Origin of the sequence: Streptomyces sp. NBC_00683, from assembly GCF_036226745.1 — a bacterium.
Classification (GTDB): Bacteria; Actinomycetota; Actinomycetes; order Streptomycetales; family Streptomycetaceae; genus Streptomyces.
The window spans coordinates 875,252-900,558 of sequence record NZ_CP109013.1 but is presented as its reverse complement, the minus strand read 5'-3'; the positions used below and the strand labels follow the sequence as shown (position 1 = coordinate 900,558).

The 25,307-nt window shown below is 69.5% G+C and carries 25 protein-coding genes and 3 pseudogenes; 13 read left to right on the top strand and 15 right to left on the bottom strand.

The genetic code is table 11. The features are described 5' to 3' along the window. The first annotated feature begins 34 nt into the window (after positions 1 to 34). Together OG257_RS04030 and OG257_RS04025 are read left to right on the top strand one after the other, a co-directional pair. Positions 35 to 1,759 carry an acyl-CoA dehydrogenase gene (locus OG257_RS04030; protein ID WP_329204776.1) on the top strand — a complete coding sequence of 575 codons (1,725 nt, stop codon included), beginning with the start codon at positions 35 to 37 and terminating at the stop codon, positions 1,757 to 1,759. 317 nt (positions 1,760 to 2,076) lie between these two features. Further along, positions 2,077 to 2,511 (top strand): hypothetical protein, encoded by a 435-nt coding sequence (locus tag OG257_RS04025; protein ID WP_329204775.1) that lies wholly within the window; start codon positions 2,077 to 2,079, stop codon positions 2,509 to 2,511. 57 nt (positions 2,512 to 2,568) lie between these two features. On the opposite strand, the gene OG257_RS04020 is transcribed toward OG257_RS04025, so the two are convergent. Both OG257_RS04020 and OG257_RS04015 read right to left on the bottom strand, forming a co-directional pair. Beyond that, on the bottom strand, positions 2,569 to 4,092 hold the full coding sequence (locus OG257_RS04020; RefSeq protein ID WP_329204774.1) for a hypothetical protein: 1,524 nt from the start codon (positions 4,090 to 4,092) through the stop codon (positions 2,569 to 2,571). A 93-nt stretch (positions 4,093 to 4,185) separates the two neighbouring features. Then, positions 4,186 to 4,830, bottom strand: coding sequence for a dihydrofolate reductase family protein (locus tag OG257_RS04015; protein WP_329204772.1), 645 nt, complete (start codon positions 4,828 to 4,830; stop codon positions 4,186 to 4,188). A gap of 170 nt (positions 4,831 to 5,000) precedes the next feature. On the opposite strand from OG257_RS04015, the gene OG257_RS04010 reads away from it, so the two are divergent. The 3 genes and pseudogenes from OG257_RS04010 to OG257_RS37205 all read left to right on the top strand — a co-directional run. Further along, on the top strand, positions 5,001 to 5,708 hold the full coding sequence (locus OG257_RS04010) for a carbon-nitrogen hydrolase family protein (RefSeq protein ID WP_329204770.1): 708 nt from the start codon (positions 5,001 to 5,003) through the stop codon (positions 5,706 to 5,708). Between the two features lie 286 nt (positions 5,709 to 5,994). Further along, the gene (locus OG257_RS04005) at positions 5,995 to 6,876 is read left to right on the top strand and encodes an SDR family oxidoreductase (RefSeq protein ID WP_329204769.1); all 882 of its coding nucleotides are present in this window, start codon (positions 5,995 to 5,997) and stop codon (positions 6,874 to 6,876) included. 56 nt (positions 6,877 to 6,932) lie between these two features. Continuing rightward, a pseudogene (locus tag OG257_RS37205) lies at positions 6,933 to 7,229 on the top strand (replication-relaxation family protein); the annotation flags it as partial. Positions 7,230 to 7,537: 308 nt separating this feature from the next. On the opposite strand, the gene OG257_RS04000 reads toward OG257_RS37205, so the two are convergent. Beyond that, a complete protein-coding gene (locus tag OG257_RS04000; RefSeq protein ID WP_329204768.1) occupies positions 7,538 to 7,867 on the bottom strand; it encodes an ATP-binding protein in 330 nt (109 codons plus the stop codon). Between the two features lie 1,143 nt (positions 7,868 to 9,010). On the opposite strand from OG257_RS04000, the gene OG257_RS03995 reads away from it, so the two are divergent. The 6 genes from OG257_RS03995 (at position 9,011) to OG257_RS03970 (ending at position 13,512) form a co-directional block, all read left to right on the top strand. Continuing rightward, the gene (locus tag OG257_RS03995) at positions 9,011 to 9,349 is read left to right on the top strand and encodes a helix-turn-helix domain-containing protein (protein ID WP_329204767.1); all 339 of its coding nucleotides are present in this window, start codon (positions 9,011 to 9,013) and stop codon (positions 9,347 to 9,349) included. Between the two features lie 568 nt (positions 9,350 to 9,917). Then, positions 9,918 to 10,820: a hypothetical protein gene (locus OG257_RS03990; RefSeq protein ID WP_329204765.1), complete on the top strand. Its 903-nt coding sequence runs from the start codon at positions 9,918 to 9,920 to the stop codon at positions 10,818 to 10,820. A 479-nt stretch (positions 10,821 to 11,299) separates the two neighbouring features. Further along, positions 11,300 to 11,689, top strand: a complete 390-nt coding sequence (locus OG257_RS03985) for a hypothetical protein (protein ID WP_267803625.1) — start codon at positions 11,300 to 11,302, stop codon at positions 11,687 to 11,689. After that, entirely contained in the window at positions 11,686 to 12,099 is a 414-nt protein-coding gene (locus OG257_RS03980; RefSeq protein ID WP_329204762.1) for a hypothetical protein, read from the top strand. Before OG257_RS03985 ends, OG257_RS03980 begins: the two co-directional genes overlap by 4 nt. Before the next feature lie 87 nt (positions 12,100 to 12,186). Further along, positions 12,187 to 12,483, top strand: a complete 297-nt coding sequence (locus OG257_RS03975; RefSeq protein ID WP_329204761.1) for a hypothetical protein — start codon at positions 12,187 to 12,189, stop codon at positions 12,481 to 12,483. Positions 12,484 to 12,924: 441 nt separating this feature from the next. Continuing rightward, the gene (locus tag OG257_RS03970) at positions 12,925 to 13,512 is read left to right on the top strand and encodes a snapalysin family zinc-dependent metalloprotease (protein WP_329204759.1); all 588 of its coding nucleotides are present in this window, start codon (positions 12,925 to 12,927) and stop codon (positions 13,510 to 13,512) included. 69 nt (positions 13,513 to 13,581) lie between these two features. Here the strand turns inward: OG257_RS03970 and OG257_RS03965 are convergent, their stop codons facing one another. The 5 genes and pseudogenes from OG257_RS03965 to OG257_RS03945 all read right to left on the bottom strand — a co-directional run bounded on the left by OG257_RS03965 (position 13,582) and on the right by OG257_RS03945 (position 16,910). Then, on the bottom strand, positions 13,582 to 14,109 hold the full coding sequence (locus OG257_RS03965) for an alpha-glucosidase C-terminal domain-containing protein (RefSeq protein ID WP_329204758.1): 528 nt from the start codon (positions 14,107 to 14,109) through the stop codon (positions 13,582 to 13,584). A gap of 80 nt (positions 14,110 to 14,189) precedes the next feature. Next, the gene (locus OG257_RS03960; RefSeq protein WP_329204757.1) at positions 14,190 to 14,531 is read right to left on the bottom strand and encodes a hypothetical protein; all 342 of its coding nucleotides are present in this window, start codon (positions 14,529 to 14,531) and stop codon (positions 14,190 to 14,192) included. 210 nt (positions 14,532 to 14,741) lie between these two features. After that, positions 14,742 to 14,993: a DUF3253 domain-containing protein gene (locus OG257_RS03955; protein WP_329214888.1), complete on the bottom strand. Its 252-nt coding sequence runs from the start codon at positions 14,991 to 14,993 to the stop codon at positions 14,742 to 14,744. Between the two features lie 222 nt (positions 14,994 to 15,215). Next, positions 15,216 to 15,386 (bottom strand): annotated as a pseudogene (locus OG257_RS03950) (MarR family transcriptional regulator); the annotation flags it as partial. Positions 15,387 to 15,554: 168 nt separating this feature from the next. Next, positions 15,555 to 16,910, bottom strand: coding sequence for a hypothetical protein (locus tag OG257_RS03945; RefSeq protein ID WP_329204755.1), 1,356 nt, complete (start codon positions 16,908 to 16,910; stop codon positions 15,555 to 15,557). Between the two features lie 76 nt (positions 16,911 to 16,986). Between OG257_RS03945 and OG257_RS03940 the strand changes: the two are divergent. Together OG257_RS03940 and OG257_RS03935 are read left to right on the top strand one after the other, a co-directional pair. Beyond that, positions 16,987 to 17,328: pseudogene (locus tag OG257_RS03940) on the top strand (transposase family protein); the annotation flags it as partial. A gap of 79 nt (positions 17,329 to 17,407) precedes the next feature. Continuing rightward, a complete protein-coding gene (locus OG257_RS03935; protein WP_329204754.1) occupies positions 17,408 to 17,794 on the top strand; it encodes a VOC family protein in 387 nt (128 codons plus the stop codon). A 17-nt stretch (positions 17,795 to 17,811) separates the two neighbouring features. On the opposite strand, the gene OG257_RS03930 is transcribed toward OG257_RS03935, so the two are convergent. From OG257_RS03930 to OG257_RS03900, 7 genes are all read right to left on the bottom strand, one after another. After that, positions 17,812 to 19,404, bottom strand: coding sequence for a sodium:solute symporter family transporter (locus OG257_RS03930; RefSeq protein ID WP_329204753.1), 1,593 nt, complete (start codon positions 19,402 to 19,404; stop codon positions 17,812 to 17,814). After that, positions 19,398 to 19,757 (bottom strand): hypothetical protein, encoded by a 360-nt coding sequence (locus OG257_RS03925; RefSeq protein ID WP_329204751.1) that lies wholly within the window; start codon positions 19,755 to 19,757, stop codon positions 19,398 to 19,400. The genes OG257_RS03930 and OG257_RS03925 overlap by 7 nt, the downstream gene beginning before the upstream one ends. Before the next feature lie 119 nt (positions 19,758 to 19,876). Continuing rightward, positions 19,877 to 21,139 carry an ABC transporter substrate-binding protein gene (locus tag OG257_RS03920; protein WP_329204750.1) on the bottom strand — a complete coding sequence of 421 codons (1,263 nt, stop codon included), beginning with the start codon at positions 21,137 to 21,139 and terminating at the stop codon, positions 19,877 to 19,879. Next, positions 21,136 to 22,332, bottom strand: a complete 1,197-nt coding sequence (locus tag OG257_RS03915) for a branched-chain amino acid ABC transporter permease (RefSeq protein ID WP_443054547.1) — start codon at positions 22,330 to 22,332, stop codon at positions 21,136 to 21,138. Before OG257_RS03915 ends, OG257_RS03920 begins: the two co-directional genes overlap by 4 nt. Before the next feature lie 37 nt (positions 22,333 to 22,369). After that, complete coding sequence (locus OG257_RS03910; RefSeq protein ID WP_329204748.1) at positions 22,370 to 23,260, bottom strand: branched-chain amino acid ABC transporter permease; 891 nt, start codon at positions 23,258 to 23,260, stop codon at positions 22,370 to 22,372. Continuing rightward, the gene (locus OG257_RS03905) at positions 23,257 to 24,105 is read right to left on the bottom strand and encodes an ABC transporter ATP-binding protein (RefSeq protein WP_329204746.1); all 849 of its coding nucleotides are present in this window, start codon (positions 24,103 to 24,105) and stop codon (positions 23,257 to 23,259) included. The genes OG257_RS03910 and OG257_RS03905 overlap by 4 nt, the downstream gene beginning before the upstream one ends. A 29-nt stretch (positions 24,106 to 24,134) precedes the next feature. Further along, a complete protein-coding gene (locus OG257_RS03900; RefSeq protein WP_329204744.1) occupies positions 24,135 to 24,983 on the bottom strand; it encodes an ABC transporter ATP-binding protein in 849 nt (282 codons plus the stop codon). Between the last annotated feature and the right edge of the window lie 324 nt (positions 24,984 to 25,307).

The following is a 25,307-nucleotide window of genomic DNA, read 5'->3' as shown; positions in this document are numbered from 1 at the left end:
CTTGCACCCTGTAGGTCCCAGAAAGGACCCTTCCATGCCCAGCGACCTGCTCCTCAACCCGCGCACGTACGATCCTGCGCATTTCGACCCGGAGTCCCGCCGCCTGTTGAGGGCCACGATCGACTGGTTCGAGACGCGTGGCAAGAAGGCGCTCCTCAGCGACTACATCGACCGCACCTGGTACGCGGACTTCCTGGAGTTCGCGGCCAAGGAGGGCCTTTTCGCCGCCTTCCTCACCCCGTCCGCCAGCGCGGCCGACGACGAGAGCAAGCGCTGGGACACCGCCCGCAACGCCGCCCTCAACGAGATTCTCGGCTTCTACGGCCTGAACTACTGGTACACCTGGCAGGTCACCATCCTCGGCCTCGGACCGGTGTGGCAGAGCGCGAACCCCCAGGCGCACGCCCGCGCGGCGCAGCTGCTGTCCGAAGGGCATGTCATGGCCTTCGGACTGTCCGAGAAGGGCCACGGCGCCGACATCTACCAGACGGACCTGGTTCTCACCCCGGACGGCAAGGGCGGCTTCCTCGCCAACGGCTCCAAGTACTACATCGGCAACGGCAACGTCGCCGGTCTCGTCTCCGTCTTCGGCCGCCGCTCCGACATCGAGGGCCCCGACGGCTACGTATTCTTCGCCGCGGACAGTCGCCACCCCGACTACCACCTGGTGAAGAACGTGGTGAACTCGCAGATGTTCGTCAGCGAGTTCCGCCTCGAGGACTACCCGGTGGGCGCCGAGGACGTGATGCACACCGGGAAGGCCGCCTTCGACGCCGCCCTCAACACCATCAACATCGGCAAGTTCAACCTGTGCGCCGCCTCCATCGGCATCTGCGAACACGCCATGTACGAGGCGGTCACCCACGCAGACAACCGCATCCTGTACGGCAAGCCGGTCACGGCTTTCCCGCACGTGCGCCGGGAGTTCACGGACGCGTACATCCGGCTGGTCGCCATGAAGCTCTTCAGCGGCCGGGCTGTCGACTACTTCCGCTCCGCCGGCCCGGACGACCGCCGCTACCTTCTCTTCAACCCGATGACCAAGATGAAGGTCACCACCGAGGGCGAGAAGGTCATCGACCTGATGTGGGACGTCATCGCCGCCAAGGGGTTCGAGAAGGACACCTACTTCGACAAGGCGGCCCGGGACATCCGCGGCCTGCCCAAGCTGGAGGGCACGGTCCACGTCAACCTCGCCCTGATCCTGAAGTTCATGCCCAACTACCTGTTCGATCCGGCCGAGTACGCGCCCGTGCCCACCCGTCTCGACGCGGCGGACGACACCTTCCTGTTCCAGCAGGGACCGGCGCGCGGTCTGGGCGCCATCCGCTTCCACGACTGGCGCACCGCCTATGACGCGCACGCCGACCGGCCCAACGTGGCCCGCTTCCGGGAGCAGGCAGACGCGCTGTGCGAGCTGCTGTCCCAGCACGCTCCCGACCGGGCCCAACAGCAGGACCTCGACTTCTCGCTCGTCATCGGCCACCTCTTCGCCCTGGTGGTCTACGGCCAACTGGTGCTGGAGCAGGCTGAGCTGACCGGCCTGGACGCCGACGTGCTGGACGAGATCTTCGACGTTCTGATCCGCGACTTCTCCGCCTACGCCACCGAGCTGTACGGCAAGGCCGCCACCACCGACGCGCAGGCCGCCTGGGCCCTGGCCGCCATCCGGCGTCCGGTGGCCGACACCGAGCGCTGGGCCCGTGTCTGGTCCCAGGTCGAGGCGCTGTCCGGCGCCTACGAGATGCAGTCCTCGTAAGGCGTATTGCGAAAGTGCTGGTCACCGCCGCTCGTGGAGGGCGGTGACCAGCACGGTCGCTTCGCGGACCGCCGCTCGACAACGGAGCCGCGTCCCCCGTCGCCCGTCACCGGTGCGGCCTGCCTGGACCAGGCGGTCGGCCAGATCGGACTCGGCCCCGGGGCGCTGTTCGGAACGCGCCTGCACGGGGCGGGAACAGCGTCAGCGTATGTGCCGCGGCGCCGGGGCGTCCGAATCGCCCCGCAGCACACTGAGTTGGACATCCAGGACCGCGGTCCGGCCGATCACGGTCGTCGGCGGTCCGGCATGATGCCGGAGTGAGCACCATCATCGAGTTCTTCGCGGCCCCGGATGACGCGTCAGCGGCTCTGGCTCTGCAGACCGGGCCGCGACGCACATTCGAGTCGCTCTCCTTCGGCAACTTCGATCCCGAGGAAGCTGTGGTCGAGTGGGAGTGCCTGTTCGCGGGCGGCAGCTTCGAGGAACTCGTCGAAGCTGGTGAGCCGCGTCTCGTCGCCGGCCAGGACGACGACGGGTGCGTCGTCTTCGCGTTCTCACCTTGCCTGTCCGCCGCACTCGCCGAGGCCGAGCAGTCCGCATTGAAGGATGCCGCTGTCGCGTGGTCGTCGCAGCGGGCGGCGGACGGCGAGGTCATCGACACGGAGATCGCCGAAGTGATCCTGAGCGATCTGGCCGCTCTCGTCGGGAGCGCCCGGCGCCAGGGGCAGGCTGTCTACTGCTGGTTCGGGTAGGGCTAAGCCTGGGCACAGATCGATGTTCACGACCCCACTGGCCGTGGGCGTCGTCTGTCAGCGCTCGACGGCCCCCGACGGGGTGGTGGTGCCGTTCAGGCAGCGGTCGAGGAGCGCGTGCATGCGCTGAACGGGGAGGGCCGGGTTGGCCGCAGCGCCCTCGGCGGTCCGGGGGTCGGCGAGGAGGGCCTCCAGGGCGTCCGGTGCCAGGCTCGGGTTGGCGGCCGCTGCCCGGCGCACCCCGTCGTGGAGGTCCTCCACCGGGGGATCGGGCAAGGCGGGGTCGGCTGCGGCCAGGGCCCGTACCTCGGGATCCGCGTGGCCGATGAGGTGAGCCCGGCCGGTGCGGGGGAAGGCGGGCAGGGTGAGCAGGTGCGGGCGGTGGGCCGGGTGGGTGACGAAGACGTCCAGGAGGAGGTGCGGTGGAGCCAGCGGGTGGTGGCAGGCCAGCTGGATCCTCACCTCCTCGTCGTCGTCCTGCGCGAGCGTTTTGACGAGTTCCGCCGACAGGCCCGGCCAACTCGCCGCAACCCGGCGGAGTATGGGTTCCTCGGACACCGCACAGGCGGCGAACCAGTCGGGCGACGGCCCGACGGCCGGCTCAAGATTCGACCCGGTGAACGGCTCCGTGATCGGGCAGGTGCAGTCGGGGCCGTGGTCGATGATCCTGTGGATCGTCTCGTACTCGGTCCAGGTGCGGGAGAAGGGGTGGAGGCGTGCGTGCATCCGCACGTCGTCGTCCGGGTCCGTCCTCAACTCGGCGGCCAGGTCCGGCCCCAGGTCGGGCCGGGTGGCGGCCAACACGCGGACCTCGGCCTCGGGGTGGCGGGCGAGCCGGGCGACGGCGTAGGCCGGGGTGTGCTGGTTCCGGGCCAGGGGGTGCACCGTGCCGTCCGCGAAGCACTGCTCGACGAGCGCGGGGGACAGGGCGCACGTGTCGAGCTTGAATCTCTTGCGTGAACCGAAGGACGGCAGTGCGGCCTCCACCCGTTCCGGGTCCAGCACCCAGTTCCTGTCCTGCGCAGCTTCACGGACCGCGGGGTCCGGATCGTCGAGCAGCCCCGCCCGCTGGGCCGGTTGGAGCGACTGCCACCTCCAGGTGGCCCGTATCCGGAGTTCGGGCTGCTCGTGGCAGGCCATGCGGCGGAAGAAGGACAGCGGGATCTGCCGGGACGATTCGAGCTCCGCGACGATCTCGTTCTCGGTGACCTTGCCGTCCTCGCCGCCGTCCTGCGCGGTCAAGAGGGTCACGAGGATGTCGTCCGGCAGAGGTCGGACGAATCGGAGGTAGTGGCGGGGACCGCCGGCGAGGGATGCCCGGACCAGCCCCGACGGATCCGTCGCCAAGGGGGCGAGTCGCGCCGGGTCGACGTACTGGTTGCGGGCGAACGCGCGGCGGATGACTTCGGCGGGGTGGCGCAGGGCAGCGTCGACGACGGCGTCGGGCAGGTCACGACCCCCGCACATCAGCGGGCCGGTCTCACCGGCCGCTCGATCCAGCAGGCGTACCAGTACGTCGGAGGGAGCCGCCGGATTGAAGGCGACGCCGCGCAGCCATAGTTCACGCAGAGAGTCGAACACCGTGTCATCCTGCCACCTCGCCTCCCGACCCGACCCGACCCGAGCCGAGCCGACCCGACCCGCCCGGCCGTTGCCCCGGCCGGGCGCAGCTTCTCAAGCGTCGTTGCCGGCACCGCGATCGGGTGCGGTCATGTCCCCCGTTGCGGGAGTGCCGTCGGCGAGTCCGTAGCGGAGGTACACGGTGCCCTTCGGGCTGGCTGCAGGGGGTGCGAGGAGCGTGACGTTGGTGGGCACCGCGCCGTCGTCGAACACCTTCTTACCGACCCCCAGCACGATCGGATGCAGCCAGAGGTCGAGACGGTCGAAGAGCTTCTCGCGCAGGAGGGTCTGCACCAGGTTCAGGCTGCCGACGACCTTCACGTGCTCGTGCCGGTCACGGATCTCGTGCACCGAGCCGGCGAGGTCCGGGCCGAGCTGCGTGGATCCGGCCCACGAGAGGTCGGGCCTGCCGCGAGACGCCACGTACTTCGGGACGCTGTTGAAGAGCGTGGCGATCTCGTTGTCCTTGCCGCCCTCCTGGTGAGGCCAGTAGCCGGCGAAGATGTCGTACGTCCGCCGGCCGAGCAAGAGGGCGTCCGTTCCCTCGTACGCGGCACCTACCTGCGCCCCGGCGACCTCGTCCAGCAAAGGCGCCTGCCAGCCACCGAACGGGAACCCCACCGGGTCCTCGTCGGGACCGCCGGGCGCTTGCCCGACGAGGTCGAGGGTCGCGAACATCTCGATGTGGATGAGGCCCATTGTCTACTCCCCATGAGTCTGTTTCTCCCTAAAGATATAGATTTGCCAATGCCTCGAAGCTCATCGCCGCGACGGAACCCGGTCCGGCGGAATGCCCACGAGGTCGCCTTGCGGTCGCGTCCGGCGGAACCCCGGCGATCGTCGATACGTGGGCTGGCATGCTCAGTTCCATGAAGATCGCGACAGCTCAGTTCACCTGTGCCCCTGCTGACATTTCGGCCAATGTGCGGCTGATCGCCTCCCTCGCCGGCGAGGCGCGTGCACTGGGTGCCGAGCTGGTGGTGTTCCCCGAGCTGGCGCTGACGGGGTACGAGCTCGAAGCCCTGCGTGCCCGCCCTGATCTCTGGGTGCGGGCGGACGACCCGCGCCTGGACGCGGTCCGGGCGAGCGGAGTCGCCACCGTCGTCAACTGCGCTGCAGCCACCGACGGGGAGCAACCCGCCATCGAGACGCTGGTCTTCGGGCCCGACGGCGAACTGATCACCAGGTATCGCAAGCAGCACCTGTTCGAGCACGAGCAGGAGGTATTCGTAGCAGGACAGCACGACGGCCGATTCGAGTTCGGAGGGCTGCGTTTCGCCCTTGCCACGTGTTTCGACAACCACTTCTCCGACCTGGTCTCCCGTGGTGCCGCCGAGGGGTGTCAGGTGCACCTGGCAAGCTCGCTGTACGGCACGGGCGGCGGAGTGAAGGAGCTCGCGGCGGTGTATCCGGGCATTGCCAAGGACTTCGGTCTGCACGTCGTCGTGGCCAACCATGTCGGCCCTGCGGGTGCGTGGACCGGCTGCGGCCGCTCCGCGCTGTGGGCTGCAGGCGGCGACCTTCTCGCACAGGCCGACGCGGACACCCCCATGGTGGTCACCGCAGAGGTCGGATAGCGATCCAGGGCTGACACATGCCGCCGGACCGGTTGCGATCCCGCCGCAAGCCCCCTCCCAGGCCGGTCGGTAGTCGTGTGCCCCTCCACGGGCGGATTCGCTCGCCCAAAGATGCATCGTGCTTGCCATCGCCCTTTATGCGTGGGACTGCGGTCCACGGGATACCCGGTGCTGTGGTGATCCGCATTCACGCACGTAGCTCCCGGCGTGGGGCCGTCAGGCGTTCGCGCCACCGAGGAGTGCGGAGCAAGCTGGAAAGGGTGAGCCGCAGGAAGGAAGCGTACCCATGAGTGACAGCCCGCAGGACCCCACGACCAAGCATCCGCAGCCGGAGTTCCCTCAGCAGGATCAGGAGCCGCCGGGCTGGAGCGGCCCGATGGACCCTCCGCCCGACCACGGTGAGGAGTCCTACCGAGGGACCGGGCTGCTGAGGGACCGAGCGGCGGTCGTGACCGGCGGCGACTCCGGTATCGGCCGGGCCGTCGCTCTGGCTTACGCCCGTGAGGGGGCGGACGTCCTGTTCACCCACCTGCCCTCGGAGGCGGAGGACGCACGAGAGACCACCCGCCTGGTCGAGAAGTCGGGCCGTCGAGGCCTGGCGGTTCCATGCGACATTCGCGATGAGGAGCAGTGTCGTCGCCTTGTCGAGCGGGCCGTGACAGAGTTCGGCCGGATCGATGTTCTGGTCAACAACGCGGCCTACCAGATGTCCCAGCCCCAGGGCATCGAGGACATCTCCACGGAGCAGTTCGACCGGGTCGTGCGCACGAACCTGTACGGCATGTTCTGGCTGTGCAAGATGGCCGTGCCGCACATTCCTCGGGGCGGTTCCATCATCAATACGACGTCGGTGCAGGCCTACAAGCCAAGCCCGCACCTGCTCGACTACGCGATGACCAAGGGCGCCATCGTCACGTTCACCCAGGGGCTGGCGCAGATGCTGGTCGACAGGGGTATCCGCGTCAACGCCGTTGCTCCGGGACCGGTGTGGACGCCGCTGATCCCGGCCACGTTGCCGGACACCCAGGAGTTCGGCAAGCAGGCGCCGATGGGCCGGCCGGCCCAGCCCGCGGAGATGGCCCCCGCCTATGTGTTCCTGGCCTCGGAGCACGCGAGCTTCATCACCGCGGAGATCATGAACGCCACCGGAGGCACGCCGCTCCCTTGATCCAGTGGGGGAGTGGGGACACTTGCCGAGCACCGCACCACGGCGGTCACCGGAGAATGCGTCGCCGCTTCCCCGGCCTTCGCACAGCCCTGGCCGTCACCGACACGGCCATCGCGTTCTCCCGCGACCTGGAACCGGACACCGACTACGGCACAGCCGTGGGCGAAGTCGGCGACTGGGAGGTCGAAGTCGCCCACCCCCTGGGATCCGGCGGCCTGCTCATCCCGGACGCCGTGCTGCACCTGCGGGTCCAGAACCTGCCGCACGCCTTCGTCGAACTGGACCGCGCCACCATGTCGCTGGGCAAGCTCATCAACAAGGTCGCCGCCTACGACCGCTACCGCCACTACACCCGGGCCGCGCACCGCACGCGCAGCCGGCGCGGGCCCCGCCGGGCTGCCGGACTGGTGGACCCGTTACCCCCGGGCCGGGGCAGAGATGAAGTTCCCGCCCTTGCTGATCGTCCTGGCCGACAAGAAGAAGACCACGCTGGACAAGCGGACTGTCGACACCCTCGCGGGCATCCGCGCCCTGCGCGGCATCACCCGCCGCGAACTCGCCGTCGGCATGACCACCCTCCCCAACCTCCAGAAACACGGTTCCCTGAACCCGATCTGGCACAGCGCCACCAGCGACAAGCCCCTGCGCCTGGCCGCGCCCATCAACGGAAGCCGCCGCCGGGGCCGTTCAGGTCGGGGGTGCGCATGCGCGGCAGCCGTGGGCTGGTGTCGTCGACGGCGACTTCGATGGCGTCGGGGTGGGTGTTCAGGCGGAGGCTGAAGGTGCCGCCGCCGTGGCGCAGGGCGTTGGTGACGAGCTCGGAGACCACCAGGACGAGCGTGTGCGTCATGTCTTGGTCGGGTGCCGGGTTGAGGCGGGCGGTGAAGGCGCGGGCGGCCTGGCGGGCCCGGCCGATACCGGCCGCACTGTCGCCCTGGACCACGGTCGGTACGGGGGGCGCCGAGGTGATGCTGATCGTCGTGCTGTTCATACGCGTACACCCCACCTGTGATCGGTTGTACCGCTTGTGACGTGACACCCCACCTGCCCGCTCCGGTAGCCCTTCACACCTCCCGGCGGATATGCCCCAGTGCAGTTTCCAGGTGCTGTGCACCGCAGGACATCACTGTCAGTCCTCACAGAAAACCTGTCATGGCGGAGGTAGACATCTTGGTCGTGCTGGGGTTAGTGTCTTGTCCGTAGCCAAGAGATCGAGCAGGCCCGGCAGAGATGAACTGCCGGGAAGCAGTACACGTAAGTGCAGGTCGGTGCGGTGGTGGAGTTCCGAAGCCGGGTTTGTTGCAGGAAGGCGACGGGACTGACCCCGGACCGGGTGGCCCGCAGTGATCAGGGGCCACCGCGAGCGGTATCGCAGTACGCAAGTGCAGTCCGCAGTACCAGTGGTTCCTCGGTAAAAGGCGTCAGGCTGCGGCGCGCGTATCGGGAAGTTCGGCAGTGGGGTTCCAAGCCAGAGCAGATGTACGACGGGCGACGGGGCTGGCTGCCGGAGAGTGGCGCTTTCGCAGGCCACCAGTAGCGCGGTGCGGTGGTGGAGTTTCGAAGCCAGAGCGGTTGCAGGACGGCGACGGGGCTGACGACCGGACCGGGCGGCCCGCAGTGATCAGGGGCTGCCGTAAGAAGTAGCGCAGTTCACGCGGTGGCAGGACCAGCAGCGAAGTATGAGCAGCACCTCGGTGAAGGCGTCGGCTGCGGGCGCGCGTACCGGGAAGTTCGGCAGTGGGGTTCTAAGCCAGAGCAGATGCAGGACGGGCGACGGGGCTGGCTGCCGGAACGTGGCGCTTGATCAAGCCACGAGCAGTTCGCATCACCAGCACTACCGAATGAGCAGTACCAGCAGTTCGCAGTTGATCCCCAGAGGGAAGAACGGAGGAGCCCCGCGCCATCAGGATCGCCCGGGCAGAAGTCTGAGCCTGGGTACCGCAGGACATCGATAGTGAGGTGGTCTCCGGTCAAGCAACCGCGATCCCCGCACACGCTTACATCCCCCGTGAGTTCGTGCGGATCAAGAAGGCCGGCGCAGTACCAGGGCCGGCAGATGGTGTAGCAGTTCCTTCGGGGCCCTGGTGCCAAGAGCACCAGGGCCCCTCCACGCGTGTTCCACAGGAAGGTACAGATGACAGCAGACGACTCCTTCGGCCGTCTCGATGACGATGACTACCCCGCCTACACCATGGGCCGGGCCGCCGACATGCTCAACACCACCCAGAGCTTCCTCCGCGCCATCGGTGAAGCCCGCCTCATCACCCCGCTGCGCTCCGCGGGCGGCCACCGCCGCTACTCCCGCTACCAACTGCGCATCGCCGCCCGTGCCCGCGAACTCGTCGACCAAGGCACTCCCGTCGAAGCCGCCTGCCGCATCGTCATCCTCGAAGACCAGCTGGAAGAAGCCCAGCGCATCAACGCCGAATCCCACCGAGGCGTCAAGCCGGCCAGTACGCCATCTGCGGCCTGAAAACTCTGCGCGCGCGCCGGGACACCGGCGGGCCTCACGAATACGCGGCTGGAACGCAGTCCCCCTCATGCCCAGTTCGGGCAGCGCCTCGCGCCGCCTGACGGCCACGCCTGGCTCTGTTCGCGAGAACGCGGGACGTTTTAGCCCGCGATCGTTCACGAAATCGGTCAGCTCTGACCGGAGTTCCGTGAAAACCCAGGTCAGGATACCTGCGACGGAGGCCACGGCCCCGCCTGCAGAGGGTTGAGTGAGCCATCAAGGCTGTCCTTCCGATGCCCGGCTGCTGACGTCAACTGCGATGACTTCAAGATGCTTCGGTGCCTGCCCTTGGCTCGGGCCGCGATGCCGTGGTGCGCATATGGGGTGCTCCGCAGGGTGGAGGGGTGAGTCAGACCAGCGGCGGAGCGGGATGAGCCCGAGGGCTGATGCGGAGGGGTGCCCGGGCCCCGGAGCATGGGGATTCCCATCGGAGGGAGACGTGGTGGAGCGCTGGGACCGGATTGGGCGTGCGGCAGCGTACGGGGCGGCGGCGGCTCTCATGCCGTATTTGGTGATCAAGGTGTCGTGGGTGGTCGGTTCGTTACTGGGGCTGCTGCCGGTCGGGCGGGGGTTCAGCCTGGGCGGGTGGCTGGCGCTCAACACCGTCACGATCGGTATGGCTGCGGCCGGGATCACGCTGGGGCTGGCGCTGGTGCGGCCGTGGGGGATGCGGATCCCTGGCTGGCTCGTGGGATTCTTCGCCTGGGTCGGGTCGGGGTTCCTGGTATCGATCCTGCCGTTCGTGGTCGTCAGCGCGCTGGTGAATTCTGCTGCGGGGAGTTCGAAAGGCTCAGGTAGCTCGGGCAGTGACGCGGCGATGCCGGGCTGGGAAGCGGCGCTGCTCCAGTGCAGCTTCGTGGGTACCGGGATCGCGCTGGCCATCGCGCTTCCCGCCTATTGGTGGCGGCGCTGGCCCCACACGCTGAGCCGGCCGGAGCCACCCAGCATGGGCAGCTCCTCAGGACCTCTGTGGCCCGCCGTGAGCGGCGCCGTGACCGGCCTGTTCTGGCTCTACTGGGCGGCCGGTGGCTCACTGGGCATCGCGCACAGCGATGAGCGACCGGCCGGCTGGCATGTACTGGTTGGGGTCAGCGCGTGCTGGGCTCTCGTCGCGGCCGCCGCCGTACTGGCTCTCGTCCGGCGCCGGTCGACCCGGCTGCCGTATCCGCTCCTGCTTGCGCTGGCGTGGCTGGGATCGGGCTCGATGTTCGCGTGGAGCGGCTGGAGGCTGCCAGCCACGGTGTACGTGGCGCTGGCGCACCCGAGCGACGTCAGCTACCCGGAGAACGCCACGGTCGCCCTGGCGCTTCACGTCACGGCCGTGCTGACTGGAGCGGGGATCATGGGGACGCTGGTAGGCGGCAACCGTGGGCGGGCGAACGTGACCGACAGCGCCCAGCAGTCCGCCGACCGGACAGGCCGTCGCCCGTGAACCCGGCCGTCCAGGAAGCCCTTTTCACCAGGAGCACCCCGATGACGCCGTGGCAAGGTCCGCAATGACTTCAACCCCCGGGCTCTGGCTCAACTTCTGTTCCGTGAATCCCGGCAGGGAATCGCACAATGCGATGTCAGTGCCCCGCGCCACACTGGCTTCCTCGCCGACCAGCAGGGGGCCAGTGTGGCATTCAGGGCCGTGCGCGCCGAGTGGGGAACCGCCCGCACCCGCCGCGGCCCGACGTCTGCTCGCCCCCGGCGGCCTCACCTTCTCAGACCCGGACCGCCATATCTGAGCGCTGCCACCACGCGTTGCGCCACGTCCAGGACCAGCTCACCACCTGGCCCCACCGCGCGGTGTGCCAGCGCCTCCACCTGGACAATGGTCGTAGCCGGCCCGGCTCCCGCCTCGGATACCGTGCTCCTCTACGGGGTGCCACAACGGATGTGACGCCCCTCACCGGAGGTAGTCGGCGTATGAGTTCAAAGCGCAGCAAGAATCCAGCCCTGCCCGTACTTGACGACGCATTCCGACTCGCGTCGGTCAAGGACGCCGAGGAGTCCACCCGTGACTTGGCCGCGCGGCTGGCCACCACCGAGCTGCGCCGCGTTTCCCACCCGGGCCGGGTCACCTGGGAGCCCACCGATCAGGCCGAGCCCGTACCGGTCCCGCCGACTGTGGTCGACGGTGACGGGGACCTGTGGCTGCGGGACCGGGGCACTGGCACCTGGACCATGCCCGAGTTCAATCCGAAGGAGTTCCCGGCCCGCTGTGGCGAGGTTCTGACGTGGAACGAGCTTGCCTGCGAGTTCGGCCCGCTGACCGCACTGGCCGACGACCGCCGCATCGGCGGCGGCCGGCGGTGACCGCGCAGCCTTCTGGGCAGGGCCTGCTCACCGACCTGACCGCCACCGCACAGGAACGCGGCTGGGACAAGAAGATCAGCGAGAGCGCATCCGTCACCGCCCGCTACGACGCCAACGGCGAAATGGGCGGCGATAAGTGGTACGGCGTCCCCAACTACGGCGAATTCGTCCTTGCGTACTACAACGACGACCTCGTCAAGAAGCACAACGTCACCAAGCCCACCGACCTAGGACTGGCTCGACATGGGCTACTTCGAGAAGAAGGACGTCGGCCTCAAGGGCAGCGACACGACGGAGCAGTTCGTCTCCCAGAAGCGGCCGATCATGGTCGGCGGCAACTGGTGGTTCGGCGGCCTGACCACCGACATCACCAACTTCACCTGGTCCACCGCCCCCTACCCCGGCAGTGAAAAACCCTCGGCTCGGGCGGCAACCACTGGGTCATCCCGGCCACGGCGAAGAACAAGGAGCTCGCCGAGGACTTCATCGACATCACCATGTCGGACAAGACCCAGAAGATCCTCGGCGAGGAAGGCAACATCCCCCTCGCCGCGAAGCCGGACTCGATCGAGAACCCCAAGTCCCGCGAGCTCATAACCGCATTCAACACCTACCAGGACGGCAACGGGCTCGCCTTCTACCCCGACTGGCCGGCCCCGGGCTACTACGACACCTGGATGGGCGCCACCCAGAACCTCATGAACGGCGGCAAACTCGGCGCGAGCGGAGGTGGACCGACGGCCGCGCACCGGCTGACGAAGTGGGTGCCGTGCTCTCCGCGCGAGCCGGGGTGAGCCGAAGTTCATCGACAAGGCGTGGCCGAAAGTCCCTCTCCGCGCGAGCGGAGGTGAGCCGCAGCTCGAGGTAGGGAAGCGGGGTTAAGGGAACGGCGCATTCCGGCCTGCGGAACGACGCATCCGTACCTCCACTGAAGGATTGTCCGCGCAGGGCAACGCCGCATCGTCAGTTCATCGGGCGTGTGTCCGACTGGGCCGCTTTCATGTGTGGTCATGAGCGCCGTCTCACACGGCGCAGGCGGCCCGCTCCGGGCCGCGGACGTGGTCCGCACCGTTCCTTTCCGGCCCTCCCTTGATGACAGGGGCATGATAAGCGCGGAGCGATGGGCATAGTTCTGAGGCCCCTGGAGAACCTGCGACCGGCCACTCCGCCGGTCGCGGCCCCTCCCCGCTCTCGGTTCGGAGCGAGCCGAGTCCCCCACGAGTGAAGGGACAGCAATGCCGCACTCCTCATGGCTGAAGGCGGTCGGCGCCGCCTTCGCGGTCGCCCTGGCCACAGCAACATCAGCCCACGCCGCACCCGCGCCCGCACCGGAGTTGACCGCAGCAACAAGCGTGGCTGCCGTAGTGACACTCCACTACGACGACAGCCGCGCAGGCGGCTGGGAAGCGGCGATCGCCGCCGGAGTCGCCTCGTGGAACCGGAACGTCAGCAACGTCAGGCTCGTCGAAGCCGCACCCGGTACCCGGGCCGAGATCCAGATCGTCGCCACCAGTGGCTGGCCGCAGGCGACACTTGGACCGGTGCGCCCGGGTGGCCAGGTGCGTGTCGAACTCGGAAGTCAGGCGGTGTCCGAGGGCTATGACAAGACCCGCATCGCCACCCACGAGATGGGGCACAGCCTGGGCCTGCCCGACACCAAGCCCGGCCCGTGCTCCCAGCTGATGTCAGGGTCGGCCGCGGGCACCAGTTGCACGAACGCGGTTCCGAACGCGACTGAACGATCCCGTGTCGAGTCTGCCTACGCCGGCGGCCTCGCCTCGCTCGTTCCCGCCGACGGCCGCACTCTGGTGGACGCGCCCTAGCCGGCGGGACGACCATCGCGCGAGGTGCCCGGCCCACTCCGTGCGGCCGGACACCTCGCGCGCGCCGGATCACACCGCCGTCGCCCGATCCGGGTCGTCAAGGGGGGTGTTGGCCCTCAGCCACCGGTAACCGTACGGGTCCAGCACGACATCGACGAGGCCGGCGGCCGCCGACTTGAGGGTGTCACCGGTGAAGACATCGGTGAGCAGCCGACCGCCCCTCAGTCCCGGGACCTCGACGGAGGTGGTGACGGACCGCTCGGAGAAATTGTGCAGCACGAGCACCGCGCCGCCCTCCAGCGAACTGAGGTGGACCAGCACGCCCGGATCGTCCGCGTCGATGACCCGGTAGTCGCCCCAGGCCAGCTCGGGGGTCTCCCGGTAGCGTTCGATCAGCGTCCGCATCCGACCCAGCGGCGAAGCCGGGTCGTGTGCCTGGTCGTGCGCGTTGACCTTCGTCGGGCCGAACGCACCCGTCACGACGGGATTGGGCAGCTCCACTCCCTCCCCCGCGGTGAAACCGCCACTCTTGTCAGGCGTCCACTGCATCGGGGTGCGGACGGCCTGCCGGCCCTCGGTGGCGAGGTTCTCGCCCATGCCGGCAGGGGTCCAGGGACCTGATCGCTCCGTGCACCACGAGCCGGATCTTCGTACCACGCCCAAGGAGACAACCCGCCTCACGGTGCGCGCCCGCCCGCCTCCCGCTCAGCCTGGTCGAGCTCGTGGAGCCCCCTCTCCCAGCGCAGACGGCGAACCTCGGCAGACTGCTCCCACCAGGGATCACCCCGCTCACCGAGCGCCACCTTCGCGGTGTTCACGCGTTTCCGCGCCCGGCCCTCAGCCTTCGCGTCAGCGGCGGGGCGTGCGGCAGCCACCCCGCGGCGCGCCGCCATCAGATGATGCCGTAGGCGGGAGGCGACGTCCTCGGGGATCTCAGGATCCGTCGCACGCCAGCGGCGGTGGTCGACGACCACATATCTGCCGTCCGGAGTCCGCTCCGGGTCCGCAGGAGGGTTCATCCGGTCGATGCTGTCCTGCGGCTCGGACGGACGACATCAGGACACGCGGTCAACCGAGATCTTCCCCCTGGTCCAGGACGCCTCGTTCTTGATTCTCCGCGCGTATCCGTGAGTTTCGGCGCGTACGCGATCCGTCCGCTTCCCTGAGCCGGAGGTCAGGGGCGCATCATGGCACCCGTCCGGCCGGGTGCCACACGAGCGGGACGGACCTCAGCGGACGCGACGGATGCGGATCGGGCCGCGGACCTTCGAGGGCTCGACGGGGCTACCACCCTGGGTGATCTCCACCTCACCGGCCTCGACCAACCGGTGGGCCGCGCGACGTGCCGACTCCATCAGCGCGCGCCATCCGTCGCCCTCCCCTTCGTACACCGCCCGTGCGGCGTCGGAGGGGCAGATCGTGGCTTTCGGGTCACGCCGCTCCAACAGCTCCAGAATGGTCCGTTCCAAGCGTCGGTCCATCTGCCGCTCGTCGTCCACTCTCCCAGTGTCGCACCCTGGAGCGGACGGCCAGAGGCTCTTCAGCGCACGCGCACCCGCTGCCGCCCTTGAAGTGAGCAGTTAGGCCAGAACGCCGGGCGAGCCGCGCACTGCCCAAGAAGAGCGCGCGTGAGTTGCGAGCCCTCGTACGCACCCTCGACGGAGAGGGGCGGGGCGGTCACTGGCGGGCGCGGCGGGCGGCCGGGCGGGGCGGCGCTCGGCCAGGCCGGCCTTTTCGAGCGCGTCGACGGTGACGACCATCGTGGTCTTGTCCATGTCGCCGATCTCGGCGAGGGCGGCGGCCATGCGGGTGCGGAGGACGTGGCTGGTGTGGTCGAGGAGGTAGGAGAGGTCGGGGGCGGGGGTGGGCGGCGTCGGGCGCTCGGCGCTTTGGTCCGCCCGTGCCCGCCCGTTCCGCCCTCTGGGCGGGCCAGTCGCCCACGGGTGGTGCGGGTGGGGTTACCGGGGCGGTGCGGGGGCCGGCTGCCCGGCTCGTGCAGGGCAGGCGCAGGGGTCGGGCCGGGCAGCCGGAGGGGGCGTGCGTCAGCTCGTCGAGGGATTGACGGTGAGGGTGGCCGTGTTGTTCGTCAGGTCGGGGTCGAAGGTGCGGACGGCGGGTTCGTAGGCGTCGTTGTAGAGGGCGGCGCGGGCGGTGGCGTTCGGGATGACCTCGTCGATGTGGAGGGTGAAGGGGAAGGTGTGGGTGGCGGCCTTGCCGGATTCGGTGAGGTAGATGGGGGTGCTGCAGCGGTAGCGGGTCTCGGACTGGGACCAGCAGGCGTCGGGGGCGGAGGCGACCGAGGTGCCGGCGGGGATGTCGATGTCGACGGTCGCGGCGGGTTCGCCCGCGCCGAGGGAGGCGACCCAGGCGGGGCCCGCGTTGTGGACGGTGACGGTGGCGGGGACGGTGTCGCCGGCCGCGCCGGAGACGGTGGAGGCGGTCAGCCGGTAGTCGGCCTGGTTGACGGTCTTCACCGTGAAGCTGCGGTACGGCTGGAGCTCGTCGGAGGGGGCGGCGGCCGGGGTGAGGTTCAGCTCCGGGCCGGCGCCCGGGGTGAAGGCGCGGCCGGTGCGGGCCTCGGCGAGCGCCTGCTCGGAGTAGGGCTGCGCCGAATAGTCGACGCGGTCGAAGAGGGCCATGTCCTTGGTGCGGAACTTCAGCGGGAGGGAGTGGTACGAGCCCGGGGTCGTCCGCTCGTCCAGGACGCAGAGGAACGTACGGCCGGTGACGGCGTTCGTGGACTCGCAGTTGGAGGGGACGGACATGCCGAGGCGGATGCCGCGGGAGGTGAAGACGGTGAGCAGGGTGCGGTCGGCGGTGCGGTTGCCCTGGTTGCCGAGGACGACGGAGGAGTCGAAGGGCTGGTCGGGTGCCATGCCGGTGCGGTACTCGGCCTGGGTGAGGCCGAGCGCGGGGCCGTCGTTGACGGCGACGTAGGTCTCGCCCGGGTAGGCGTTCATGCCGCCGGCCTGGGCGGTGTAGCGGACGTAGCCGTCGTTGCCGTCGGTGGCGCCCGGCTTGGTGGTCAGGCCGATCCGCGCGGCGGGGGCGTTGGCGCCGCCGGGGAGTTCGGGGGTGGTGCAGACGGCGGTGGTCTCGTTCTCCGGGCGGCAGTTCGCGGGCCAGGTGACCTCGGCGAACGAGGCGACTCCGGAGGCGTCGACGGTGAGCGTGCCGGCCGGGACGGTGGTCGCCGTGTTGTCGTGGCTGATCTGCACGGTCAGCGACTGCGACGGTGCGGGGGAGCCGTCCTCGGACGGGCCCGCGAGGGTGATCTCGTACGGGTCGGACCAGAGCCACAGGGCGTCGGAGGCGGCCGCGGCGGGGGCCGCGGCCGGGCCCGTGACGGCGGCGAGCGCGCCGAGTGCGGCGGCGGAGGCGATGAGCGTCTTCTTCACGGGGATCAAGACAGCGGAGATCGGCGGATGGTTGTACGGGGGAGGAGGGCCGGTTTCAGTCCGCCGGGTCGGCCGTGCGGTCGTCGTGGGTCGGCCTCTCGTTGGAAACCGCAACGACTGCAAGGCGTGGGAGGAATCCGGCGCCAAAGCTGCCGTTCGCAAGACCATGACGATCGCCGACGGCGGCTATCCCGGCACTGGACTCGTCATGCCCCACCGCCGGCGCAAGGGCGAAGAGCTGCCCGACTGGAAACAGGAACACAACAAGTCCCACAAGCAGGTCCGCGCCCGCGTCGAGCACGTCCTCGCCCGCATGAAGACCTGGAAGATCCTCCGCGATTGCCGCCTCAAAGGCGACGGCGTCCACCATGCCATGCTCGGCATCGCACGCCAGCACAACCTCACCCTTGCCGGATAAGACCAGCGACCGCACAGCGACCGACCCTGCCCTGGGCGACTCATAGATCATTTACGGGACAGCCCTTAGGCTCGTTCTCATGCTGCGACTCGGAATCCCTGTCATCGGTGTCACGGACATTCCTCGCGCTGTTGCCTTCTGGTCAGCCGCTTTGAACCTGGTTGAATCTCAGGAGGCGAAGAGCGAGACGTGGAGGACCCTCAACCACGCCGACGGCTCCGGGCGTGCCCTCGGGCTGCAACGCAGCACGTCCCCGTCCGAGCCGCGGCCCCGTCTCCACCTGGACCTCTTCACGGACACGGCGGAGGAGCAACGAGCGGAGGTCCGGCGGCTGACCGATCTGGGCGCCGGCGTGATCGACTGGGAGCTCTACCCGGCCGATCCCGACTTCGTCGTCCTGGCCGACCCGGACGGCAACATCTTCTGCGTAGTGGATCTGAGCCGTGCATCCAGCGGAGACAACTGAGCACACAAGCATCGCGCTCAACTCCCCATGAATCGGCGGCCGTTACCGCTTCGCATACGTGGTCTGCCGGTTCCGTCGGCGGTCTCTCCTCGCGCCCCCGGCAGGCTGCCGAGCCAGCCGAGCAGGAAGCCGAAGGGGACGGTCAGCACCCCCGGGTTGACCAGGGCCGTCCAGCGGAAGTCGTGGTCGGGCAGGGCAGCGGTGGGACTGCCGGAGATCAACGGAGAGACGATGACGAGCACGATCGTGAGGAGACTCGAACCGTAGACGCACCACAGCACGCCGCGACCCGTGAAGCGCGGCCACAGCAGTCCGTAAGCGAGGACGGGTGCGAGAGCCGAGGCGGTCAGCGTCATCGCGAGGGTGGACAGCACCAGCAGATTCCAGTTGGCGGACAGGACCGCGAGCGCGATGGTGAGAGCGCCGATGAGTGTCGCCGTCCACCGCGCGAGGCGCTCCTGACGCGGATCAGGTGCACTGCTCCGCGGCGCGGAGCGTGGCAGCAGGTCACGGGCCACCGAGATGGCCGCTGCGATGGAGACATCGGCGACGGTGGCCAGTGCGGTGAGGAACACGGCGCAGAACACCGCCGGCATGAGCACACCGCCCGGGCGCAGAGCGTCCGCCACCAGAAGCAGTGCACTGTTTCCTGTGGAGTCGGCCGTGAGCAGCTCCGGTCCGCCGAGAACCGCGGCCGCCCCGACCCCGATCACCGCGAGCAGCGCGGACACCAGTAGGAACTGGGCGATGGCCCAGTGCATGGCCGAACGTGTCGCGCGGCCGCCGGGAGCGGAAAGGATCCGCATCGTGACCTGCGGCAGGCAACCGACCGCGAGAGCCAGAGTGATGAACTGTCCGAAACGGTTCGCCATGGCGTACGCCCCTGAGCCGTACTGCACGCCGGGGCCGAGGAAGGCGTCGCCGTGGCTGCTCCGCGCGGCCGCCGCGCCGAGCAGACGGTCGGGGTTCCAGCCGAAACGATGCAGTACAAGGAGGGCCACGACGGACAGGACCAGGAGCAGGGCCACCACCTTGACCACCTGTACGCGGGCGGTGCCGCGGAGACCGCCGCTGACGGCGAGAAAGATCATCAGAAGGCCGGTGGCGATGATGCATCCGGCTTGGGCCGCGCTGCTGGTGAGGCCGAGTACGAACGTGGTCAGGGCGCCGATCGCGGTCAACTGCAGGACAAGGTAGGGCAGGCAGATCATCAGCGTCAGGAGTCCGAGGGCCACGCGGACCGAGCGCTCGGGGAATCGCCGGGCCAAGGCGTCCGCGACTGTGTGCCCGCCTGCTCTGCGCAGCGGCTCGGCGAGCAACATCAGCAGCACGAGGCTCATCGCGCAGGCGAGGGAGATCATGACGCCGTCGAAGCCGGTGAGTGTGATGAGGCCGACGAGTGCCATCAGGGTGACGGCAGACAGGCTGTCGCCGCTGATGGCGAGCCCACTGCGCCACGCCTTGCCGGGGCGGTCGGAGGTCGGCAGCATGGCCGCGTCGTCCTCGGTGGTCCCGGTGACGATCCACAGGAATCCGCACAGGCTCAGAAAGACCATGAAGACGACGTAGAAGGAGTCCGGCGTCGCGTAGGACGCCGCCGCGTTCACCACGCCGCCCGGTGGGTGTCGTCCGCGAGGTCATTCCGGAGACGCTTCACGGACGTGTCAAGACGCGCGGCGGAGCGGCGGTGGCTGAGCAGCGCCCAGAGGACGAGCGCCAGGTGCAGCAGGACGAGCAGTGACGCGACGGAGAGATGTCCGGCAACCCGCTCGTTCAAGGCCGAAGGACCCGCTGAGACGAGCACGGCCAGCAGGAGATAGCCGGTGATGATCCGGCCGGCGTAGCGGCGCCGGATCCGGTGCCGCGCGGCGCCCTGGGCGGCCGTCGCCCGTGCCGCGTCCGGTGCCGGCTCCTCCCGTGGCGGCTGAGGTGGGTTGCGCGGTGGTCGGTGCTGGGGCGTCAAGGTGGGCCTCCAGGGGCGGTTGGTGTGGTGGGGCCGTGCCGGGCCCGCCGTGCAGGCCCGGCACGGAGCGGCCCGCAGGGGATTCCGGAGGATCCTCACGAGGGCCGGGAGCTGACGGGTCAGCCGCCGGAGGCGGCCAGGTATTCGGCGACGGCCGGGTCCTCGGTGCCGCCATGGACCTGCTTCAGACCGCCCGGCACGCCCGCGGCGGGCTGTGCGATGTACGTCTTCGTGCTGGACGCCTTGGCCGGGTCCGAGAAGTCCTGCGGCTCGTGGAAGCCCTCGGAGAACGCGGTGAGGCTGCGCAGGGCGGAGCTGATGCCCTCTCGGCTGAGGTCCTTCGCCGCGCAGGCTGCCTTGAGGGTGCCCACCAGCAGGGAGGCGGCCCCGTTGCCGGCCTGGGCCGCCTGGTTCACCGGGTCCTTCGGGTACGCCGAGGTGTAGTCGGCGACCAGCTTCTTCACCGACGGGTCGTCGACGCTCAGGGCCGGCCAGGGACTGGCGATGTACAGCATCTTCTCCAGGGCCGGCTTCGCCGGAGTGGCAAGCAACTGGGGAACGTAGGCGGGGGCGCTGGCGAGGACCGGCACCTTCAGTCCGGTCGCCGCGGCGACACCGACAAGCGAAGCGGTCTGGGCCGGGACCCCGCTGAAGACGATCGCCTTGACCTTGGCCGCCCGCAGAGCCGTCACCTGCGCGGTCAGGTCCTTGTCGGTGGACTTAACGGTCTGCGGCACCAGTTGGAGTCCGGCCTTCTCCGCGGCGAACTCGGCGCCCTCGGCCGCGTTGCCGCCGTACTCGCCCTCGATGTAGACGTGGCCGACCTTGTCCCCCTTCTTGAGCTTCGCGGCCTTCGCCAGGAAGGCGACCCCGTTGACCATGTCGATGTCGTACGTGCTCGCGATCAGTCGGATGTGGGGCTTGCCCAGCACGGTGCCGGAGGCGCCGATCTGGATCGACTGCAGCTTGTCCTTCTCGATGCTGTCGAGCAGCGCGGCGGTCTGCGCGGATCCGCTGATCTGACCGAGCGCGGCGATCTGGGGTTCGATCTCGGCGTAGGCCGAGACGGCTTTCTGCACGTCGAGTCCGTGGTCGCGCACCGTCAGTTCGATGGTGCGCCCGCAGACGCCGCCCGCCTCGTTCACCTGCTTGAGGTGGAGCTGTTCGGCCTGCAGGGCGCTCTTGCCCAGCGGGGCGGCGGGACCGCTGATGTCGGTGAGGACGCCGACCTTGATCGTGCTCTTCGTGATGCCGGGACCGGTCTTGATTCCGGAGCTGTCGGCGGACCCGTCGGACGTGTCGCCCTTGGTGCTGCATCCGGTCATCACGATGGCCAGGGCGGCGACAGCGGCAGCGGCTCTGAGGTGGTGCTTACGGTTCACTGTGTGTGCTCCTTGAGGGTGTTCCCGTCGGCGATGGAGTCGACGGAAGTCGTGGAAGCCGTGGAAGAGGCGGAAGGGAGTGCGGATTTGAGGGAGCCGGCGTTTCCGGGGGGCCGACGGCGCCAGGGCGGTGAGAGGCGCCGGCCGGTGAGTCCGACGAGTCCGCCCGGTGCGAAGACCAGGGTCAGGACCAGTGCGGCGCCGTACAGGTAGCGCGCGGCGTCCCCCGAGCCGAGACCGGGCTCGTTCGAACCGGCGACCACGACCAGAGGCAGCGCGTCGGCGTAGTGGGCGAGCAGCTGTGGGAGGACGCTGACGAAGACCGCGCCGAGAGCCGCGCCCGCCACGGAGCCGAGGCCGCCGATCACGATCATGGCGAGCATGTCCATGGACAGCAGCAAGCTGAAGTAGTCGGGCACGATCCGCTGTGAAGCCAGCGCCAGAAGAGCGCCGGCCGCACCTGCGTACATGGACGAGACGGTGAAGGCCGCAGCGCGGTAGCGGCCCGCGGGCACGCCCATCACCGCGGCGGCTACCTCGCTGTCGCGCAGCGCGCCGAGGGCGCGCCCCGGACGTCCGCGCAGCATGTTTCGCGCGGTCAGAGCGGCCACCGCGACGAGAACCAGCCCGAAGTACCACAGCCGCTCCAGGCCGCCGAACGGCACGCCGAGCACGGCCAGTCCGTCGTCCGCGTCGCCCAGGCTGAGCCCCAGGATCTCCATCGCGGGCACCGACCGGCCGTTGAACCCGCCGGTGTAGGACTCGGCGTTGAGCATCGCGTGGTGCCCGAAGAAGACAAGCGCCAGCGTCGCCACACCCAGATACATGCCGCGCAGACGGCCCGAGAGGGGGCTGAAGGCAGCGCCCGCCGCTCCGGCCAGCAGGATCGCCACGACAAAGGCGAGCAGCGGGGGAAGCCCGACGCCGGACACCTCCGTCATACCGGAACGGTGCGAGCCGTCGGCGAGCCAGGTGTAGCCATAGGCCCCGACCGCAAGGAAGAACGCATGACCGAGCGAGAGCTGCCCGGCCGTTCCCACCAGGATGTTCAGGCCGATGGCGGCAATCACCGCGACCATCGCGAACAGTCCGGTCTGCAACCAGAAGGAGGACAGGTACAGGGGAGGGGCGAGCAGCAGCAGACAGCCGCCGAGGGCGGCGATCCGCCGGGGGTTGCCGCGCAGGACGGTCAGGAGACCGGATGCTGCTGAACGGGTCCCGGACGAGGTGTCAGACACGGGTGGACTCCTTCGCTCCGAGCAGGCCCTGGGGCCTGGCGATCAGGACCAGCACCATCACTGCGTACGGCACGACCGTGGCGAGATCGGAACCGAGCCCGCTCAACTGCTCCTGGTAGCCGGTCGCCAGTGCCTCCGCCATGCCGACGACCACGCTGCCGAGCAGGGCTCCGCCGACCGAACCGAGGCCGCCGAGAACCGCGGCCGGGAATGCGGCGAGCGCGATCTGGCCCGTGGTCCGGTCGATGCCCGTACCGGGGAACGCCGCCAGGAAGACGGCGGCCACCGCGGCCAGCACACCTGCCAGCGCCCAGGCACTCATCCGCAGCCGGTTGCCGCGCACACCCATCAGCGCGGCAGCTTCGGCGTCGAGGGCGTGAGCGCGCATGGACAGGCCCCAGCGTGTCCAGCGGAAGGCGGCCAGGAAGCCACCGACCAGCAGCACAGCGACCAGCAGGGAGTACATCCGAGCCTGGGCGAACGTGATGCCGCCCAGCGTGACCACATCGGCGCCCCAGGGGTCGCCGGTGCCGAGGACGTCGCCGCCTATGCGGCGGGCGAGTTCGGTGAGCAGCAGGATGTCGATCCCGATGGTGACAATGGTCGGCACGGCCGGTCCGTCGGCCTTCGCCACCCGGCGCAGGACCAGGGACTCGAGAGCCGCCGCGGCGGCCGGGCCGGCGGCGGCCACAGCGACGGCACCGGAGAAGCCGAGCGGCTCGTGCAGTACGGCGACGAGATAGCCGCCGAGGAGCAGCAGCGAACCGTGGGCGAAGTTCACCGCGCCGGACGCCTTGAACACCAGGCAGAAGCCGAGTGCGACCAAGGCGTAGATCGAACCCAGTGCCACACCGTTGAACAAGGTCTGGAGCAGAGTGTTCATCGGGCTTCCTCCAGGTGCGATGTGCCGTCGCCACCGTCCGGCGCTCTGTCGACGGGGGAGTGGGCGCCGCCCAGGTACGCCTGGACGACCGCCGGGTCGTGCTGCACGGCCTGCGGACTCCCGCCGCCGATCCGCCGGCCGAAGTCCAGGACAGTCACCTCGTCCGCCATCCGCATGACCATCCCCATGTCGTGCTCGACGATCAGGACGGAGATACCGAGGGCATCCCTGATCCGGGAGATGGTGCGAGCCATGGCCAGACGCTCGGCCGTGTTCATTCCCGCCACCGGTTCGTCCAGGAGCAGCAGCCTGGGCTCCATGCACAAGGCGCGGGCCAGTTCGACGCGTTTGCGGTCGCCGTACGGCAACAGCCCGACAGGTGAGTCGACCTGGGTGCCGAGGCCGGTGAACTCCGCTATCTCCCGCACTCTTTCGTGGTGCTCCCGCTGCTCCCGCACACTGCCGGGAAGCCGGAGCGCGGACGCGGCGAGGCCTGCACGGGTCAAGGTGTGCCGGCCCAGCATCAGGTTGTCCGCGACCGTGCCCTTGGTGAGGACGATGTTCTGGAAGGTCCTGGCCACACCGAGTGCGGCGATCCGGTGCGGGGCCAGGGCGGTCAGCTCGGTGTCGCCGAAGAGCACCCGGCCGGAGGCGGCGCGGTAGACGCCGGACAGGACGTTGAAGCAGGACGACTTCCCTGCGCCGTTGGGGCCGATGAGTGCATGGATGCTCCCGGGTTCCACGGTGAACCCGACGCTGTCCAGGGCCGTCAGCCCGGCGAAACGTACGGTGACGTCCTCGACGATCAGGGCAGGCACCTCGGCGTCCGGGGGCGCAACGCCCATGGACGCTGTCCTGCGCAGACGATTTCGGATCACCGGGGCCACCTGCTCAGTGAGGTCACCGGTTCGCCTGTCGTGCGGACGCTTTCGCCGCCGTCGTCGGCCGGCTGCTCGCCCAGGTAGAGGCGGCGGACCTGGTCGGAGCGTGACAGCTCGTCGGAAGGGCCTTCCAGGCGAACCCGGCCGACGTCCAGGACATAAGCGTGGTCGGCGAGTTCCAGGGCGAGGGCTGCGTTCTGCTCGACCAGCAGCACGCCCGTGCCCTGCTCGTGGATGTGCCGGACGACCTCGGCGATCCGGGCCACGATCAGGGGCGCGAGACCCAGGGAGGGCTCGTCCAGCAGCAACAGCCCGGGGCGTGCCATGAGAGCCCTGCCCATGGCCAGCATCTGCTGTTCCCCTCCCGAGAGGAGTCCGGCGGCCTGCCTGCGGCGCTGGGCCAGTACGGGGAAGAGGGCGTAGACCTCCTCAGCTGCACGGCGGGCGTCGGCACGGTCACGGCGCCGGACTCCGAGGCGTCCGGCCCTGAGGTTGTCCTCCACGGACAGACCGGTGAAGACCCGTCGCCCCTCGGGGACCTGCACCACTCCCGCGGCGACGATGTCCGCCGGTGCGCGGCCCGTCAGCTGCGCTCCGGCGAAGGAGACGGAGCCCCGGGTGACACCCCCCGCATGCAGCGGCAGGGTGCCGGAAACGGCGCGCAGCAGGGTGGACTTTCCTGCCCCATTGGCTCCCAGCAGGGCGACGATGCCACCGGCGGGGACGCTCAGCGACACGTCGTGCAGTGCCGTCAACGAGCGCCCGTAGACCACGGACAACGACCGGACCTCGAGACCGTCCGGGGGCGGGACGGGCGGTGGGATCGAGGGGGATGGGCTCATGCGCGCACGCTCTCTTCGGCAGTACGAGGTGGTGGACGGTGAGAGAACTCGCCGGGCTGTCGTGCGGCCCGCGTCGCGCGGTGACGCGACGCCGGGGCGCGGCCCGAAGGCGTGGGGTCCGTGTTGGCGAGCGATCCGGGATCCGGCTGCATCGCAGGTGAGCGGGCCGGAGGGTCGCAGCATGCGGGGCGTGCGGGTGCGGAGTCCAGAGCCCACGGGGCCGGGGGACGGGGCGCGCGCGAATCGTGTGTCCGGTCCCACGCGGCAGCCGTTCACCTAGGACGGGTCACAGCCGACGCGCGGAAAACGCCGCTGCCCGGAACG